This window comes from Amycolatopsis sp. NPDC047767 (assembly GCF_040704195.1).
Classification (GTDB): domain Bacteria; phylum Actinomycetota; class Actinomycetes; order Mycobacteriales; family Pseudonocardiaceae; genus Amycolatopsis.
The window spans coordinates 80632-96295 of the sequence record NZ_JBEYSJ010000007.1 but is presented as its reverse complement, the minus strand read 5'-3'; the positions used below and the strand labels follow the sequence as shown (position 1 = coordinate 96295).

Genomic DNA, 15664 nt, shown 5'->3' with positions numbered 1-15664 from the left:
AACCGATCTGGCGGCGCGCCACAACTCCCCGTTGTGCCACTACGGTGAGTGTGTGGATCTCGATGCGGTACGGACCTTCCTCCAGGTCGCTTCGGAAGGACAGTTCCAGAGCGCGGCCGACGAGTTGGGCGTCACCCAGCAGGCCGTTTCGAAGCGCATCGGTGCCCTCGAGCGTGAGCTCGGCGTGGTTCTCTTCGCCCGCGGGCCCCGCGGCGCCACGCTGACGGTCGACGGCCAGGCGTTCCTGCCGCACGCCCGCGAGCTGCTCCAGGCCGAGGATCGCGCTATCGCCTCGGTGGTGCCCGGTCGCCGTGCGCTCCGAGTCGACGTACGGAACCGGCGGACGGCGCCGGCCACCCTCCTTCATGCCTTCTATCAGCAACGCCGCGCACTCGACCTGAACGTCGTCGCATTGGCCGACCTCAACCTCGAGGCGGCGCTCGCGGCGGTCGCGAGCGGCACCGTCGACGCCACCTTCCGTGGCCTGACCGACCCGAGGCGGCAACTCTCAGGCACGGGACTCTCCAGCGCCCTGGTCATCGAGGACCGCCACGAGCTTCTGGTCGGCCCGAAGCACCCGCTTGCGGATGCTCCGTCTGTGACCCCACGCCAGCTCGCCGATCACCCGATCTGGATGCCAGGGTTGCCCAGCGGGGACGAAGTCGCGGCCTACTACGACGAGCTCGCCGCCACTTTCGGGATCACCATCGACGTCCTGGGCCCTGCGTTCGGGGCCGAGGTGCTGGTGACCGAGATCGCCGAGTCGGCGACACTCGCGAACCTCGTCGGCGAAGGCTCCCGCTATCTCTGGCCCGCGCACTACGACCTTCGACGAATCCCGATCGTCGACCCCACACCGGTCTTCCCGCTTTGGGTCATCTGGCGTACCGACAACCGGCAGCCCGATCTGGCCGAGTTGCTCGCCTTCCTCGAAGCCGACTTCGCCGGCCGACAAGACAGCGACAGCTGGCGCCCGTCCTGGGCGCGCCACGGCCATTAGTCAGAGCAGCGGCAACTTTTGGCCAGCAGCTGCGACACCGTCGCCGTGTCAAAGTTCCCAGTCCACCCTCATCTGCGATGAGCCCCCAAAAGCCTGAAAAACGAGAGCCCCGCCCCTCGAAACGGCAAGAGGGGCGGGGCTACTCGGAACAGAACTACGGAACCATCGTGATCCGGTCCGCCGGCGGCGGGGTGACGCCCGGGTGTGCGCCGAGGTACGCGATCAGCGCGTCGAGGTCCACGGGACCGCCCGCGAGGTCGGTGCCCTTCGTGAACTCGGTGAACCCGTCGCCGCCCGCGGCGAGGAAGTTGTTCACCGACACGCGGAACGTCGCGGCCGGGTCGACCGGCGTGCCGTTCACGGTGATGTTCGAGACGCGCGAACCGATCGGCGCCGAGGCCGAGTACGTGTAGTGCAGGCTGCTCGAGATCTGCAGGATCTTGGTGCCGCCCGGCTGGCCCCACTGCTGCTCCAGCACGTTCTTCAGGTTCGCGCCAGTGAGCGTGATCGTCTGCATGATGTTCGCGAACGGCTGCACTGTGAACGCTTCGCCGTAGGTGACCACGCCGTCGCCCTCGCCGTTGGGCGAAGACGCGTAGTTGAGGTCAGCGCGGATGCCGCCGGGGTTGGTGATGGCGACGACCGCGTTGTTGGACTTGGTGCCTTCGAGCTGCGCGTCGGCGATCACGTCGCCCATCGTCGACTCACCCGAGGGCGCGCCGGCCGCGGTGAGGTCCGCGGTGATGGTGCCGACCTGCTTGTTGGCGATCGGGCCCGACTTGGTCTTGGCCTCGTCCACGAGCTTGGCGACGGCCGGGTCCGGCGTCACGTCGCGGGTCACGATCTCGTTGTGCGCCTTGGTCTGCGACCGGATGACGTCGCGCGTGCGCAGGTCGATCTTCAGGTCCACGACGGACAGCAGCCGGCCGAACGACGCGCCCTGGATCACCGGCCGCGGCTGGCCCGCGGGGTCGTTGATCACGCAGTTGTACTGCTGGTGGCTGTGGCCGGTGAAGATCGCGTCGACCTTCGGGCTCACGTTCTTCGCGATGACGTCGGCCTCGCCGCCCGGCGCCACCTTGCAGTCGTTCGGACCGGCGCCGGGCAGCGTCTCGTCGCCCTGGTGCAGCAGCACGACCTGGGCCTTGATGCCCAGCAGGTCGAGCAGGTTCGCGGTGCGGTTGATGGCCTGGGCCTCGTCGCCGAACTTGAGGCCCTTGATGGCGTCGGGCGTGACGACCGAGGGCAGGTCCTTCAGCGTGGCGCCGATGATGCCGATCGGCACGCCGCCGGAGAACTGCACCGAGAACGGCAGCAGCGCGGGCAGGCCGTTGGTGAAGTACACATTGGACCCGAGGATCGGGAAGTCCGCGCCCTGGTAGGTGGGGCGGAACTGGCAGCCGTCGGTCTTGTTGCAGCCGCCGAACTGCATGCGCAGCAGTTCCTGGTAACCCTCGTCGAGCTCGTGGTTGCCGACCACGGAGGCCTTCACGCCCAGCTCGTTGAGGAAGTCGATGGTCGGCTCGTCGTGGAACAGCGCCGAGATCACCGGCGACGCGCCCACGTTGTCGCCCGCCGAGAGCACCATCGAGTTGCGCACCTGCGACTCGAGCTGCTTGACGTGCGTGGCCACGTACGCGGCGCCGCCCGCGTCCACACTGGTCCCGTCGGCCATGAACACCTTGCCGGCCGATCCGGCCGGCGGCTCGAGGTTGCCGTGCAGGTCGTTCAGCGTGATGATCCGGACGTCCGTGGTCTGCGCGGCCGACGCCGGCACGCTCGTAACGGCCACAGTGGCCAGTGCGGCCGCGGCGGTGACCGCGAGCCGGGTGAAGAGCCTCATGTTTCCTCCGATTTCGCGCCCGTCGTCCCCTGGAACAGGCACACGGCGGTGCAGTCTGCCCAAACGGGAGGAGCCTCACCAGAGGGAAAAGGAGGGTGATGGGGAAATGTCACCCGGCGTTTTCGCTGCCGTCCAGCAGCACCCGCGCGACGACGCCCGGCGCGTCGCCCATGGGCACGTGACCGCAACCCGGCAGCGTGAGCAGCCGGGCGTGCGGTGCGATCTCCTCGAGCGCCGACGCTTTCGGCCGCGCGAGCACGCGGTCGTGCTCGGCCCACGCGATCGTGACAGGTACGTCGGCGCGCACCGGCCCGGTGAAGCGGAAACCGCCCTTGGCCTGGGCGAGCGTCGGGGCGAAGCCCTCGGCGTCGGCCAGCGCGCGGACGTCGTCGACGATCACCTGCGGGGCCAGCCGCTCGGGCTTGCCGTAGATCATCCCGGTGAGCGCCGCGCGGCCCGCCCCCTTCATGGCCAGCCGGCGCACGCTCCGCTCGGGCGTGTGCCGGGCCAGCGTGCGCAAGGTGCGCAGCACGGTGAGGGCGTAGTGCCGCTGCAGCGGCGTCCACAACCCGGCCGGTGACAGGGCCGTGGCGCTGCCGACCAGGCCGGCCTTGGCGAGTTCGAGCGAGAGCAGGCCGCCGAGGGAGTTGCCCGCCACGTGCGGCCGCTCGATCCCCAGGTCGAGAAACAGCTTCGCGAACAGCTCCAGCGCCGGCCCGACGCCGTACGCGCCTTCGCGGTGCGGCGATTCCCCGAACCCCGGCAGGTCCACGGCGATCACGTCGCGGTGGGGCGTGAGCAGCGGCAGCACCGGGTCCCACGCCTGCCGGCGGTGCCCGACCCCGTGGATAAGCACGAGCGGCGCTCCAGTGCCGGCCCTGGTGTAGACCACGTCGTCCATGATCGACAGCGTAAGCACAGGTGGCGGCGATTTCCACAACCTGCGGTAACAGTTACTTCCGGTAGCGCGTAACGGTCGGTTTCTCCGCAGCGATCAATCGGCCGAACCCCTGGGGAGCCACATGGAACTGCAGATCGTCCTGACCGTGATCGTGGTCGTCGCCCTGCTTGTCGGCGGCACGGTGTTCGCGGCGTGGCGGTCGGAGCGCGCCGAGGACGAGCAGCGCGACGAGGAGCCTGACCGATCGGCTTAAGCGGTCCTCGGCCAGATGGCCGACCCGGCCGGATTCCGTCCGGCTCTTCGACCGAAGTGGCGTGACCCCCAAGATCCATAACGTTCTCGGCATGACGAACGCACAGGTCACGGCCCTGCAGTACGGGCTCATCGGATTCCTCGCGGTGTGGGGCACGTTGCTCGTCCCGCAGCTCGTGCTGCAGCTGGCGCGCTACGGCCGCCCGCGGCTGCGCCGCCTGGTGACCACGGCGGCGGTCGTCTTCTACGCGTGCATGGCGCTCGCGGTCGTCTTCCTGCCGCTGCCGAGCGCCAACGGCCGGCGCCTCGAGCAGACGGTGCAGCTGCGGCCGTTCCAGTGGGTCGCCGACATCCACACCGAGCTGGTGAAGCACGGTCTTTCGGCGGCGCACTGGTTCAGCACGCAGACGTTCCAGCAGGTCGCGCTCAACGTGCTGCTCTTCGTGCCGCTCGGGATCTTCGCCCGCGTCCTGTGGCGCCGGGGCCTCGTCGGCGCGTTGGCCGTGGGCGCGGCGGCGTCACTGGCCATCGAGATCACGCAGCTCACCGCGAACTTCGGGACGGCGCCGTTCGTCTACCGCATCTTCGACGTCGACGACCTCATGACCAACACCTTCGGCGCCGGCCTCGGCTGGCTCTTCGGCGCCCTGCTGCTCGCCCTGCGCGCAATCCCTTCAGCGATCCACGCTCAGCCGGCCGGGCGCGAGCGGATCGACCTCGCCCAGACGCGCTAGCCGCGCCTTGCGCCGCAGCGCCGCCCGCTTGGCGGCGCGCCGGTCTTCCAGAACCACGATCAGCGAGGCGGCTGCCAGGATGAGGGCCACCAGTGCGAGGACAACCCAAAGCTGCACGCGGGCTCCTCCCTACGACGTTGTGCGAGAGATCACACAGGCTACCTAGATCGGTACCTGATCCGCTACCCCGCGTGCCGAGAACCAATCCCGGTCAGCGGTCAGCCACTCGCCGAAGGTCAGATCGGCCGAGGTCAGCGCCTCGGACAACGCCGGAAAACCCAGGCGCCGGCAGGTGAATTCTTGGTGCCACACCCGTTCGGCGGCGCGATAGCGCACCGTCGCGGACAGCAGATCGCCCTCACGGACGACGTCGTGCAGCGAAACGCCGATCTCCCCGAGGAGCCCGCCCGGCCCGTCGGCCACGTGGTCGAACCACTCCGGCGGATGCCATTCGACGAGCAGCCGGCCCCCGGGCGCGAGGTGCCGCCGGGCAGCGGCGAGCAGCGCGTGGCGCTCCGCGGGATCGGCCGTGTTGACCAGGTGACTGCCCAGCAGGACCACGTCGAACTCGCGGGACAGCCGGAGGTCGCCGATCCGCGCGCAGACCGTCTCGGCGCCGCGGACGTGGGCGAGCATCTCGGGCGACTCGTCGACGGCGACCACGGAGTGGCCGAGCTCCAGCAACGGGTGCGTCACGCGCCCGCAGCCGCTGCCCAGCTCCAGGATCGACGCGGCGGCGGGCACGGCGCCGTGGACGATCTCCGGTTCGCCGGCCGCGGGCAGCCGCAGGTAGAGGTCCACCGAGCAACCGTCGGGCGTGGTGGTCATGTCTGACAGGGTGCCCGAGGTTGGGCCCATGGCTCGTCCGACCCACGCCGAGGGTGAGGAGGCAGGTCCCGGCCGGCGGCTGGGCAGGGAGACAGATCCGGCTGGCCTCCGGGCAGGGAGTCGGACTCGGCTGGCCTCCGGGCAAGCGTCCCTGCCCGGCAGGCAGCTGGGCAGGGAGTCAGACCCGGCCGGCCCCGGGACAAGCGTCGGAACCGGCCGGCCGCCGGGCAGGGAGACAGACCCGGCCGGCCCCCAGACAAGAGTTATCCACAACTGGCTCCACCGACCCCGAGTTGTCCACAGATTTCACAATCGCCATTTTCAGGCCCCTGACCTCGGTAAACTGGGACAGGGCAGCCCCCCAGAGGAGGGCGGGGGTCCGTCCCGCGGCGGTGGCCTGTCCCGCGCCGGGGGTTCACCCCGCGGCAGTGGTCTGTCCCACGCAGGTGGGCATCGCGCCGGGTCCGATCTCGGGTTCGCCCGCCGCAGGTAGCCGCAGCGAGAGGTCGACCGGCGGGCGTCATGGAGACCCGCATGCCCGAGACTGGGCGCATGCCCACCCGACCCACCAAGGACCAGCTTGCCGCCGCGCAGGACAGCACGATCCCCGACGTCATCGCGCCCGGGTTGGACGTGCTGTTCTGCGGGATCAACCCCGGGCTGTACTCGGGCGCGCTGGGGCTGCACTTCGCGAGGCCTGGCAACCGCTTCTGGCCCGCGCTGCACGCCGGGGGCTTCACGCCGCGGCTGTTGGACCCGAGTGAGCAGCACGAGCTCCTCGACCTCGGCCTGGGGATCACCAACGTCGTCGCCAGGACCACCGCGCGGGCGGACGACCTGACCGGCGACGAGCTGCGCGAAGGCGGCAAGACGCTCGTCGAGAAGGTCCTCGCGCACAAGCCCCGCTGGCTCGCCGTGCTGGGTATCACCGCGTACCGCACCGCGTTCGGCGAGAAGCAAGCCCAAGTCGGGCCGCAGGAGCGCGTGATCGGCGAGACCGGCGTGTGGGTCCTGCCGAACCCGAGTGGCCTCAACGCCCACTGGACGCCCGCCGGGCTGGCAAGTGAGTTCGCCGCGCTGCGTGCACGGGTTGTCACGTAGCGGCCATCTTTCGGGCTACACCCTCAGTAGCAAACGGAGGAGCACCCGCCGTCGTACAGGGCCAAAAAGCCGCAGATCACGGCCGTTTTTCTACGGAGAGTTTGCTGCAACCGGCCGATACGGCCATGAGGGGGAAACCGCGTCACAAGCGCCTTCCGGAGGAGTCGAATCAAGGACAAGGTGTCATTCCTGTCCGGTCCCAGCAGGGGGGATCGGGTGGTGTCAGGACGGCACGCCGGGGGGCGTGCGCGGGCGTCCGGGCGACCCGGGAACGACCTGGAAGACGGAGGCCCGAGATGCGCGGCATCGAGCCCCACCGAACGCCGGCTGTGCCCGGACAACCGACCGCGAACCGCAGCCTGGGGGTGGCCGTCGTCGATCCCATCCCGATCTTCCGCGAGGGCCTCGCGTCGATGGTCCACCGGACGCCGGGGCTGCACTGGGCGGGCCAGGCGGCGAGCCACCACGCGGCGATGCAGCTGTGCGAGCAGGTGCGTCCCGACGTCGTGATCCTCGACTCGGCGCTGGACCCCCACTGCCACCTCACGAAGCTGCTCAACTCCGGCGACCCCGCCGTGGTGCTGGTGACGCTGGTGCGCGACGTCAACCGCACGCAGCAGTACCTGGCCACGGCCATCGCGGCGGGCGCGCACGCGATCGTGCCGCGGGCGGTGGACCCGCGGCGGCTGGCCGAAGCCGTGCGACGCGCGCACACCGACCGGCGCTACATCGATCCGGCGCTGGCGGCGCTCACCGCGCGGCCGAAACGGCAGCCGTCGCCCAGAGCGGCGCCGGCCGAGGAGCACCTCACCCAGCCGAAGGGCGCCATGCCGCTGTCGCGCCGCGAGTACCAGGTGCTGCAGCTCGTCGCCGAAGGCCTGGAGAACTCGGCGATCGCGAAGCTGCTGTTCCTCTCGGTCGAAACCGTCCGGACGCACGTGAAGAGCATCCTGCGCAAGCTGTCGGCGCGGGATCGCACACACGCGGTGACCATCGCGTTCCGCAGCGGCATCCTCGTGCCCCACACCGACGACGCCCACACGCCCCTGCCCGCCGACCGCGCCGTGGCGCGCGGCACCCCCTGAGGTCGGCTTCCTGGTCGATGTCGGTTTTTCGGCTGAATCCACACCCCTGGAAGAGCGGAACCGCTTGCTCCAGTTACTCGTAGGTAATATCCTGAAGTTACCGGCGAGTAAGGGAACATGTGCCCGGCCGGAAAGCCGAACACGACACGGAGTGACGACATGGGCCACTACAAGAGCAACGTCCGAGACCTGGAGTTCAACCTCTTCGAGGTACTCGGCGTGCAGGACCGCCTTGGCAAGGGCGTGCTGGCCGAGTCGGACGAGGAGACCGCGCGCGGCGTGCTCTCGGAGCTGAACAAGCTCGCCACCGGCCCGCTCGCCGAGTCCTACGCCGACGCGGACCGCAACCCGCCGGTGTACGACCCCAAGACCTTCAGCGTGAAGATCCCCGAGTCGTTCAAGAAGAGCTACAAGCAGCTCCTGGACGGCGAGTGGTGGCGCCTCGGCCTCACCAACGACCTCGGCGGCTTCGGCCTGCCCCCCACGGTGCAGTGGGCCGCGTCCGAGCTGATCCTCGGCGCCAACGCACCGCTGTTCATGTACATGGCGGGCCCGAACTTCGCCATGATCGTGAACAACAACGGCACCGAAGAGCAGAAACGCTGGGCGCAGCTCATGATCGACCGCCAGTGGGGCGCCACGATGGTGCTGACCGAGCCCGACGCGGGCTCCGACGTCGGCGCCGGCCGCACCAAGGCCGTCAAGCAGGAGGACGGCTCCTGGCACATCGACGGCGTGAAGCGGTTCATCACCTCGGCCGAGCACGACATGAGCGAAAACATCATGCACCTCGTGCTGGCGCGCCCCGAGGGTCCCGGCATCGAGACCAAGCCGGGCACCAAGGGCCTTTCGCTGTTCCTCGTGCCGAAGTTCCACTTCGACTCCGAGACCGGCGAGCTGGGCGAGCGCAACGGCGCCTTCGTGACGAACGTCGAGCACAAGATGGGCATCAAGGCGTCCACCACGTGCGAGCTGACCTTCGGGCAGCACGGCACCCCGGCCAAGGGCTGGCTGCTCGGCGAGGTGCACAACGGCATCGCGCAGATGTTCCAGGTCATCGAGTACGCCCGGATGATGGTGGGCACCAAGGCCATCGCCACCCTGTCGACCGGTTACCTCAACGCGCGCGACTACGCCAAGGAGCGCGTGCAGGGCGCCGACCTGCCGAACATGCTCAACAAGACCGCGCCGCGCGTCACCATCACGCACCACCCGGACGTGCGCCGTTCGCTGATGCTGCAGAAGGCGTACGCGGAGGGCCTGCGCGCGGTCTACCTGTACACGGCGTCGTTCCAGGACCAGCTGTGGACGCAGGACGGCGATGAGGCGGCGCTGAAGCTGGCGCACGGCATCAACGACCTGCTGCTGCCGGTCGTGAAGGGTGTCGGCTCCGAGCGCGCCACCGAGCAGCTCGTGCAGTCGCTCCAGACGCTCGGCGGGTCCGGCTTCCTGCAGGACTACCCGATCGAGCAGTACATCCGCGACGCGAAGATCGACTCGCTCTACGAGGGCACGACGGCCATCCAGTCGCTCGACTTCTTCTTCCGGAAGATCGTGCGCGACAAGGGTCAGGCGCTCGCGTTCCTCGCCGGTGAGATCACGAAGTTCATCGAGTCCGAGGCGGGCAACGGCCGGCTCAAGAACGAGCGTGCGCTGCTGAAGCAGGCCCTCGAGGACTCGCAGGGCATGCTCGGCGCGATGATCGGCTACCTCACCGCGTCGCAGGAAGACGCGCAGAGCATCAACAAGGTCGGCCAGCACACCGTGCGGCTGCTGATGTCGATGGGCGACCTGCTGGTGGGCTGGCAGCTGCTCAAGCAGGCCGAGGTCGCGATCGCCAAGCTCGACGCGGGCGCGGCGGCCAAGGACGTGCCGTTCTACGAGGGCAAGGTGGCCGTCGCTTCGTTCTTCGCGAAGTCCGTGCTGCCGGAGCTGTCCTCGCGCCGCACGATTGTCGAAGGCGCCGACAACGCGCTGATGGAGCTGGACGAGGCCGCTTTCTGAGCCTCCTCGTTTCCCCTGCGGACGCCCCCGGCCGATCTCGGTTCGGGGGCGTCCGTATTTCTTTCAGGTGACGTCACCTGCCGCGAATGGCCGTGACCGGGCACGCGGGGGGTGTAATCAGAACTGCCGCAGGTTTCGGCCGCCCGCCCCAGGGGCACTCCGGGACCAAGTCCGCGGCAGGACCGCGGACCCCATCAGGCATGAGGAGTGACGATGACTATTGCAGGCATCATCAGTGCCGTCGTGATCGGTTTGATCCTCGGCCTGCTGGGCCGACTGGTCGTGCCCGGCAAGCAATCGATCCCGCTCTGGCTCACCATCATCGTGGGTATCATCGCGGCCTTCATCGGCACCGCGATCGCTCGCGGCATCGGTTACGCCAACACCGACGGCATCGACTGGCTCGAGATCATCACGCAGGTCGTGCTCGCCGCGATCGGCGTGACGCTGGCCGCGAACCTCTACGGCAGGCGCAGCGTCAACAGGTAGCTTTGATCCACTATGGACGGCCCGGCCCCGCTCAGGCGGCGCCGGGCCGTTCTTTGTGGACTGCCGACGCAGTTGGTCAGCAGACCACGATCGGCTGCGGCGCGTAGGTGGTGTTGCGCGTTTCTTCGCGGACTTCGTTGCCCGTCGCCAGGTCGTGGAACACACGCGTGTCGGACACGCTGAAGCCCGGCGCGCCGATCGACGGCCGGCAAGCGCCGTCGGGCCCGGGTCCGAACTGGACGGTCGGCGAGACCTCGTCCGACGTGCCCCCGGTGCGGCCCTCGATGACGTAGTGCTTCGTGCCCCAGATCCGCACGGTGACGGAATTCCCGCTGACGCTGGCCTGGATCGCGAAGCCCGTGTCGTCGTTGTCGGTGATCTTCAGCTCCACCGGGTTCCCCGCGTCGTCGATGGCTTTCGCGTCGCGGCCGGCGGGGTAGCGGTCGAGGTAGTGGTCGTGGGCGAGGTGGCCGCCGTCGCCGAGGCCGGCCAGGTACGCCGCGTTGTACAAAGTGGACGCGAGCTGCGAAACCCCGCCGCCCACAACGGAAGGGCCGGTGCCGTCTTCGTTCGCCGGCGCGCTGACGTAGCCGGCGGCCGCGGTCCGCGCGCCCGATCGGGCGCCGAGGCTGAACGTGTCGCCGGGTTTCACGATGGCGCCGGAGACGCGGTCGGCGAACGTCTGGATGTTCGTGGCCGCGGGGCCGGAGAAGCCGCTCGTGGTGAACTCGCCGATCACTTCCTTGATGCCCAGCGCGTTGGCGGCATCGGTGGACAGGCTCGGCTTCGTGGCGTCGTAGGCCACCGGCAGGTCACGTCCCGTCGGCTTGGCGAGCACGGTCGTGAGCGTCTTGAATGTGTTGGCCCAGTTGATCTTCCGCGCGTCTTCGGACGGGTTGACCGTCGGCGTGCCCGAGGTGAACACGATTTCCGCGTTGCGCCCGTCGGTCTCGGTCGACGCGAGGTCGGATTCCACGGCCTGCTGCAGCTTGCCCTGGTCGATGCGCAGCTCGAGCGAACCACCGTCGCGCGGCGCGAACTGGAACGACGCCGCGATGGCCGCCGGCGTCAGCGCGACGTCCTTGCCCTGCCCGTGCAACACCACCGGCGCGGCGACGGCGGGGTCGACGACCTGGTCGAGCAGCGCGTGGACGCCTTTCGACGTGGCCTTCGGCGGTGTCACGGCCATCTGCAGCGTCACGCCGCCGGGCGCGAGCCAGCCGTCCGCCACGGTTTGCGCGGCCGCCCGCACGTCGGTGAGCTGCTGGCCCTGGCGCGGCTCCACGGGGTACGCCGTGACGGCGCCGTCGGCCCCCGGCTGGAAGCCGATGCTGCCCTCGACCAGCGGGTGGTTGAGCTTGTCCGTCGCGAGCGTGCCCAGCGCCTGCGCCACCTGCTCCTGGTCCGAGCGGGTGACCACGCCGACGTCGCGCGTGGTGAAGAACGACAGCAGCCGCGTGATCGGGCTCAACGGCTGGTGCCCGGCCTGCGCGAGCGTGCCCGGCCAGTCGAGGCCGAGGCCGGAGTCCGAGGGCACCATCGACGTCGTGACGTCGCCCGCGTGCAGGACCACCGGTTGGGTCAGCCGCGGCTGCAGCTCCGCGCGCAGCTTGGCCTCGGCCTCGGCGTGGGAGAGGCCGCCGACGCCGACGCCCGCCACGAGCACGCCGCGCGGCACGTCGCCGGCGCTGGTGACGAGGTCGATCGCGTACAGCAGCACCAACAGGCCCAGGGCGCAGCCGACGATCATGAACGTGCGCGCGACCCCTTTGCGCAGGCGCCGCTGCGGGGTCTCCGGCAGCGGCGGCCCGTCGACGACGGCGAAGATCTCGGTGGCAAGGTCGTCTTCGTCGCGCTCGGGCAGCAGGTCGTCGATGAAGAGGTCCTGCGGGGTCTCGTCTTCGCGCACGCCTGCCCTCCCGTGGCCGGGGAGCTACAGGTAGAGCCCCGTGCCGTGTTCGGTCCGCTCGGTGGCGACGGCGTGGATGTCCCGTTCGCGCAGCACGAAGTGGCCCTCACCCTGGATCTCGACCTCGAGCTGGTCCTCCGGGTTGAAGAGCACGCGATCGCCCTGCTTGACGTTGCGCACGCTGTTGCCGACGCCCAGTACATCACCCCAGGCGAGCCGGCGGGCGACCTGCGCGGTCGCCGGGATCACGATTCCGCCGCTGCTGCGGCGTTCGCCCTCCTCCGGCGACAGGCGCACGAGCACGCGGTCCTGCAGCATCTGGATCTGGAGCTTGGGCTTGTCAGGCACGCCCCAATGCTACTGACCGGGTGCCACCGGCTTCGGTTCACCCGCCATGACCAGGCTGAGCGTGCGCTCACCACCGCTTTCGAAACGCACCGGCACGCCCCAGTCCTGCCGCGTGATGCGGCACGCGGGGTGCTCGCCGCCCTCGTCGCAGCTGGCCGCCTGGGCGACGACCTGCAGCACGCCTTCAGTTACGCCGTCGGCGAACCGGATGCGGCGGGTGAGGTCGGTACCGATGCCGGCGCCGTCGGCGAGCAGCTCCGGCGGCGACGCACTGACCTCCAGCCGCGTGGACGGGCCGTAGCGGTCGTCGAGCTTCTCACCCGGCGGCGGCGTGAAGACCACGGCGAACTCGACGTCGCCGGGCGCGAGCACCGTCGGCGGGCGGCGGACTGCGTTCTTCTCGCCGGCCACGGTCGTGACCTGGGCTCCGACCGGCGCGAGGCGGTTGCCGGCTGACTCGACGACGAACAGGCCACCGTCGTGCAGCAGCAGGCCCTGCGGCTCGGCGAGGCCAGTGGCGAGTGTGGTGACCTCGCGCGTGAACGGGTCGTAGCGGCGGACGGCGCCGTTGTAGGTGTCGGCGATCGCGATGCGGTCGCCGGGCAGCACGGCCAGGCCCAGTGGGTGCTGCAGCAGCGCTTCGTCGGCCGGGCCGTCGGCGTGGCCGAAGGAGAACAGGTCGGTGCCGACGGCGGTGTGCACGGTGAACGTCTCGCCCTCGGGCTCGATCCAGCGCAGCGCCGAGGTTTCCGCGTCGGCGAGCCACAGCTTGTCGCCGTCGGGCGCGAGGCCGGACGTCTGCGCGAAGAACGCTTCGCGCACGTCGCCGTCTCTGAGGCCTTCGACGGTGGTGCCGGCGAAGCGGCGGATGTCGCCGGAGATCGGGTCGAAGACGCTGAGCGTGTGGTTCCCGGCCATGGCCACCACGACGCCGCCGGCGGGCGCCCACCACGCGACGTCCCACGGGCTGGTGAGGTCGGTGTCGAGGGCCTTGCCGGTGTCGGTGCCGTTGCGCCACTGGTTGCCCGTGCCGGCGACGCTGGTGACCTCGCCGGTGTTGAGGTCGAGGCCGCGCAGCCGGTGACCCGCGGTGTCTGCGACGACGGCGTGGTAGCCGGCGCGCTGCGCGACGTCGTTGGGCAGCAGCGCGATGCCCGAGGGTTCGGTGAAGCTGGCGAGGTCGAACGGCCCGTCCTGCGCGCCGCGCTCACCGCTGCCGAAGCGGCGGATCACAGTCTCGCCGTCGGACGCGAACTCGACCACGGAGTGGTGCCCGGTGTCCGCGACGAGGATGCGGCCTCCCGCCGTGGCGACGGCCTTGCTCGGGAAGCGCAGCTCCGTCTGCTGCTCTTCGACCGGCACGTACGGGTTGCCGCCGCGGCGCAGCGTGCCCTTCGCGGCGTGCTTCGTCACGAGTTCCGCCACGACGCGCCGCAGCGCTTCGCCGTGCCCCTCACCCGCGGCGACGTGCACGACGTAACCCTCGGGGTCGACGACCACCAGCGTCGGCCACGCACGCACCGCGTACTGCGACCACAGCTCCATCTTCGGGTCGTTCACCACGGGGTGGTGCACCTCGTAGCGACGCACGGCCGCCTCGATCGACGCACGCTCGCCCTCGTGCAGGAACTTCGGCGAGTGCACCCCGACGGTCACCAGGACGTCGCCGAATTCTTCTTCGAGCGGGCGCAGCTCGTCGAGCACGTGCAGACAGTTGATGCAGCCACTGGTCCAGAAGTCGAGCAGCACGATCCGCCCGCGCAGCTCCGCGAGGGAGAGTCGCCGGCCGCCGGTGTTGAGCCAGACGTCGCCGGTCAGTTCGGGTGCGCGTACTCGCGCCTGTGCGGAACTCACGCGACGAGTGAACTACACGTAGCTGCCGCGTGTTCCGTTATCCACGGTCTGAGAGAAGAACCTCACCCCGCCGAGGGAGTTTTCCGGACGACCGTCAAGCCGCCGAAAAAGGACGCGCGGGGCGCGGTTGACGGTACGTACGCTTCTTCGCATGCCACACGTCCAGCCGGCGGAAATCCTCACCCTGGAGGAGGCTCGCGCCCTGCAAGAACGCCTAGGAGAACCCCTGCGCCCGGGCCTGTCGCCGACCGAACTCGACGACGTCGAATCCCAGTTCGGCTTCCGGTTCTCCCTGGACCACCGCGTGTTCCTCACCGCCGGCGTCCCCGTGGGCGACCGCTGGCCGGACTGGCTGCACGGCAACCCGGACCACCTGCGCAAACGCTTGGATTGGCCGGTCGACGGGCTGCTGTACGCGATCGAGCACAACGGCTTCTGGCACGACTCCTGGGGCGCGCGGCCTCGGGTTTTGTCGAACGCGCTGGCATGTGCTCGGCGGTTATTGGCTGCGGTGCCGCAACTGGTGCCGGTTTGTGGGCATCGGTACTTGCCGGGAGTGGCTGGTGAGGCGGGGTATCCGGTGTTGTCGGTGTATCAGGCCGATGTGGCCGTATGCGGGCGGGATCTGCGGGGGTATGTGCGGCGGGAGTTCGGTGGGGAACCGGCTGAGGATTCGGGTGGCGGGTTGGGGCTTTCTTCTGCGGGTTTGGGGTCGGTGAGCGCGACTGGCCCGTCGGCGGGGGTGTTGGGGGATGAGCCGGTGGGTGGGGTTCGTGAGGTGGAGTTCTGGTCGGAACTGGTCGACTGAGGCCGGGTTTGGGTTGAGGTTGTGGCTGGTTTTGTTGGCGGCAAACCGTGTTGGCGCGTTGTCATTGAGGTGTCGACCTGGCCTGGTTTGAGGGCATCGCGGGCGGCCTTGATGTCGGCCACCCGCCTCGCGTGCAAGGCGCCCGCGGTCGCCGAGTGTCGACTGTGGCTGGCTTGAGGGCATCACGGGCAGCTTTGGTGTCGATCACCCGCCGCGCGTGCGAGACGCCCGCGGTCGCCGAAGCGCCGGCCGTGCCTGGTTGGAGGCCGTCGCAGGGTCGCCTCTGTACCCGACCCGCCCGCCCGCCCGCCGTGGCCGAAACACCGCCGAAGCGCCACTTGAGCCGTGACCACAGCGGTCAACATTTCGGCCACGCCCAAGCGGTCGACGTTTCGACCCACGCCTTTGACGAAGCACCACTGCTCCCGCACTCTCCGGGGGTTCGAACCCTCCGCTCGCCTCCGACCACCGCGGATCCCGAGTTATCCACACCGCCCCTCCACTTGTG

The 15664-nt window shown here is 69.7% G+C and carries 15 protein-coding genes; 8 read left to right on the top strand and 7 right to left on the bottom strand.

Annotated features, from left to right (window positions below):
* Positions 1 to 52: 52 nt before the first annotated feature.
* Positions 53 to 1000 (top strand): LysR family transcriptional regulator, encoded by a 948-nt coding sequence (locus AB0878_RS15135; RefSeq protein ID WP_366580129.1) that lies wholly within the window; start codon positions 53 to 55, stop codon positions 998 to 1000.
* Positions 1001 to 1154: 154 nt separating this feature from the next.
* Here AB0878_RS15135 and AB0878_RS15130 read toward each other — a convergent pair whose 3' ends face one another.
* Together AB0878_RS15130 and AB0878_RS15125 are read right to left on the bottom strand one after the other, a co-directional pair.
* Positions 1155 to 2843 carry a bifunctional metallophosphatase/5'-nucleotidase gene (locus tag AB0878_RS15130; RefSeq protein WP_366580127.1) on the bottom strand — a complete coding sequence of 563 codons (1689 nt, stop codon included), beginning with the start codon at positions 2841 to 2843 and terminating at the stop codon, positions 1155 to 1157.
* Between the two features lie 109 nt (positions 2844 to 2952).
* Positions 2953 to 3744, bottom strand: a complete 792-nt coding sequence (locus tag AB0878_RS15125) for an alpha/beta fold hydrolase (protein ID WP_366580125.1) — start codon at positions 3742 to 3744, stop codon at positions 2953 to 2955.
* Between the two features lie 121 nt (positions 3745 to 3865).
* Here AB0878_RS15125 and AB0878_RS15120 point away from each other — a divergent pair, with 121 nt between their 5' ends.
* Complete coding sequence (locus AB0878_RS15120) at positions 3866 to 3997, top strand: hypothetical protein (RefSeq protein WP_364169609.1); 132 nt, start codon at positions 3866 to 3868, stop codon at positions 3995 to 3997.
* Between the two features lie 91 nt (positions 3998 to 4088).
* On the top strand, positions 4089 to 4730 hold the full coding sequence (locus AB0878_RS15115) for a VanZ family protein (RefSeq protein ID WP_366580123.1): 642 nt from the start codon (positions 4089 to 4091) through the stop codon (positions 4728 to 4730).
* Here AB0878_RS15115 and AB0878_RS15110 read toward each other — a convergent pair.
* Positions 4671 to 4847: a hypothetical protein gene (locus AB0878_RS15110; protein WP_220245205.1), complete on the bottom strand. Its 177-nt coding sequence runs from the start codon at positions 4845 to 4847 to the stop codon at positions 4671 to 4673. The two genes, AB0878_RS15115 and AB0878_RS15110, sit on opposite strands and share 60 nt — an antisense overlap.
* A gap of 45 nt (positions 4848 to 4892) precedes the next feature.
* Complete coding sequence (locus AB0878_RS15105; protein ID WP_366580121.1) at positions 4893 to 5558, bottom strand: class I SAM-dependent methyltransferase; 666 nt, start codon at positions 5556 to 5558, stop codon at positions 4893 to 4895.
* A gap of 552 nt (positions 5559 to 6110) precedes the next feature.
* Here AB0878_RS15105 and mug point away from each other — a divergent pair.
* The 4 genes from mug (at position 6111) to AB0878_RS15085 (ending at position 10237) form a co-directional block, all read left to right on the top strand.
* Entirely contained in the window at positions 6111 to 6659 is a 549-nt protein-coding gene (gene mug / locus AB0878_RS15100) for a G/U mismatch-specific DNA glycosylase (RefSeq protein WP_366580119.1), read from the top strand.
* Positions 6660 to 6955: 296 nt separating this feature from the next.
* Complete coding sequence (locus AB0878_RS15095; RefSeq protein WP_366580117.1) at positions 6956 to 7744, top strand: response regulator transcription factor; 789 nt, start codon at positions 6956 to 6958, stop codon at positions 7742 to 7744.
* Positions 7745 to 7903: 159 nt separating this feature from the next.
* On the top strand, positions 7904 to 9748 hold the full coding sequence (locus tag AB0878_RS15090) for an acyl-CoA dehydrogenase (protein WP_366580115.1): 1845 nt from the start codon (positions 7904 to 7906) through the stop codon (positions 9746 to 9748).
* Positions 9749 to 9961: 213 nt separating this feature from the next.
* Positions 9962 to 10237: a GlsB/YeaQ/YmgE family stress response membrane protein gene (locus AB0878_RS15085; RefSeq protein WP_364054317.1), complete on the top strand. Its 276-nt coding sequence runs from the start codon at positions 9962 to 9964 to the stop codon at positions 10235 to 10237.
* Between the two features lie 76 nt (positions 10238 to 10313).
* Here AB0878_RS15085 and AB0878_RS15080 read toward each other — a convergent pair whose 3' ends face one another.
* Genes AB0878_RS15080 through AB0878_RS15070 form a run of 3 tightly spaced genes read right to left on the bottom strand, consistent with a single transcriptional unit; the run spans position 10314 to position 14348 of the window.
* Entirely contained in the window at positions 10314 to 12146 is a 1833-nt protein-coding gene (locus AB0878_RS15080; protein WP_366580113.1) for a VanW family protein, read from the bottom strand.
* Positions 12147 to 12170: 24 nt separating this feature from the next.
* Positions 12171 to 12464 carry a co-chaperone GroES gene (locus AB0878_RS15075; RefSeq protein ID WP_360598303.1) on the bottom strand — a complete coding sequence of 98 codons (294 nt, stop codon included), beginning with the start codon at positions 12462 to 12464 and terminating at the stop codon, positions 12171 to 12173.
* A gap of 39 nt (positions 12465 to 12503) precedes the next feature.
* The gene (locus tag AB0878_RS15070; protein ID WP_366580111.1) at positions 12504 to 14348 is read right to left on the bottom strand and encodes an NHL domain-containing thioredoxin family protein; all 1845 of its coding nucleotides are present in this window, start codon (positions 14346 to 14348) and stop codon (positions 12504 to 12506) included.
* Positions 14349 to 14499: 151 nt separating this feature from the next.
* Here AB0878_RS15070 and AB0878_RS15065 point away from each other — a divergent pair, with 151 nt between their 5' ends.
* Positions 14500 to 15156, top strand: a complete 657-nt coding sequence (locus AB0878_RS15065; protein ID WP_366580109.1) for a hypothetical protein — start codon at positions 14500 to 14502, stop codon at positions 15154 to 15156.
* The last annotated feature ends 508 nt before the right edge of the window (positions 15157 to 15664 follow it).

Excerpts from the sequence above, each read along its gene's own strand:
- AB0878_RS15075 (WP_360598303.1), bottom strand. The coding sequence starts at position 12,464 with ATGCTGCAGGACCGCGTGCTCGTGCGCCTGTCGCCGGAGGAGGGCGAA.
- AB0878_RS15105 (WP_366580121.1), bottom strand. The coding sequence starts at position 5,558 with ATGACCACCACGCCCGACGGTTGCTCGGTGGACCTCTACCTGCGGCTG.
- AB0878_RS15120 (WP_364169609.1), top strand. The coding sequence starts at position 3,866 with ATGGAACTGCAGATCGTCCTGACCGTGATCGTGGTCGTCGCCCTGCTT.
- AB0878_RS15065 (WP_366580109.1), top strand. The coding sequence starts at position 14,500 with ATGCCACACGTCCAGCCGGCGGAAATCCTCACCCTGGAGGAGGCTCGC.
- AB0878_RS15090 (WP_366580115.1), top strand. The coding sequence starts at position 7,904 with ATGGGCCACTACAAGAGCAACGTCCGAGACCTGGAGTTCAACCTCTTC.
- AB0878_RS15115 (WP_366580123.1), top strand. The coding sequence starts at position 4,089 with ATGACGAACGCACAGGTCACGGCCCTGCAGTACGGGCTCATCGGATTC.
- AB0878_RS15085 (WP_364054317.1), top strand. The coding sequence starts at position 9,962 with ATGACTATTGCAGGCATCATCAGTGCCGTCGTGATCGGTTTGATCCTC.
- AB0878_RS15125 (WP_366580125.1), bottom strand. The coding sequence starts at position 3,744 with ATGGACGACGTGGTCTACACCAGGGCCGGCACTGGAGCGCCGCTCGTG.
- mug (WP_366580119.1), top strand. The coding sequence starts at position 6,111 with ATGCCCACCCGACCCACCAAGGACCAGCTTGCCGCCGCGCAGGACAGC.
- AB0878_RS15095 (WP_366580117.1), top strand. The coding sequence starts at position 6,956 with ATGCGCGGCATCGAGCCCCACCGAACGCCGGCTGTGCCCGGACAACCG.
- AB0878_RS15130 (WP_366580127.1), bottom strand. The coding sequence starts at position 2,843 with ATGAGGCTCTTCACCCGGCTCGCGGTCACCGCCGCGGCCGCACTGGCC.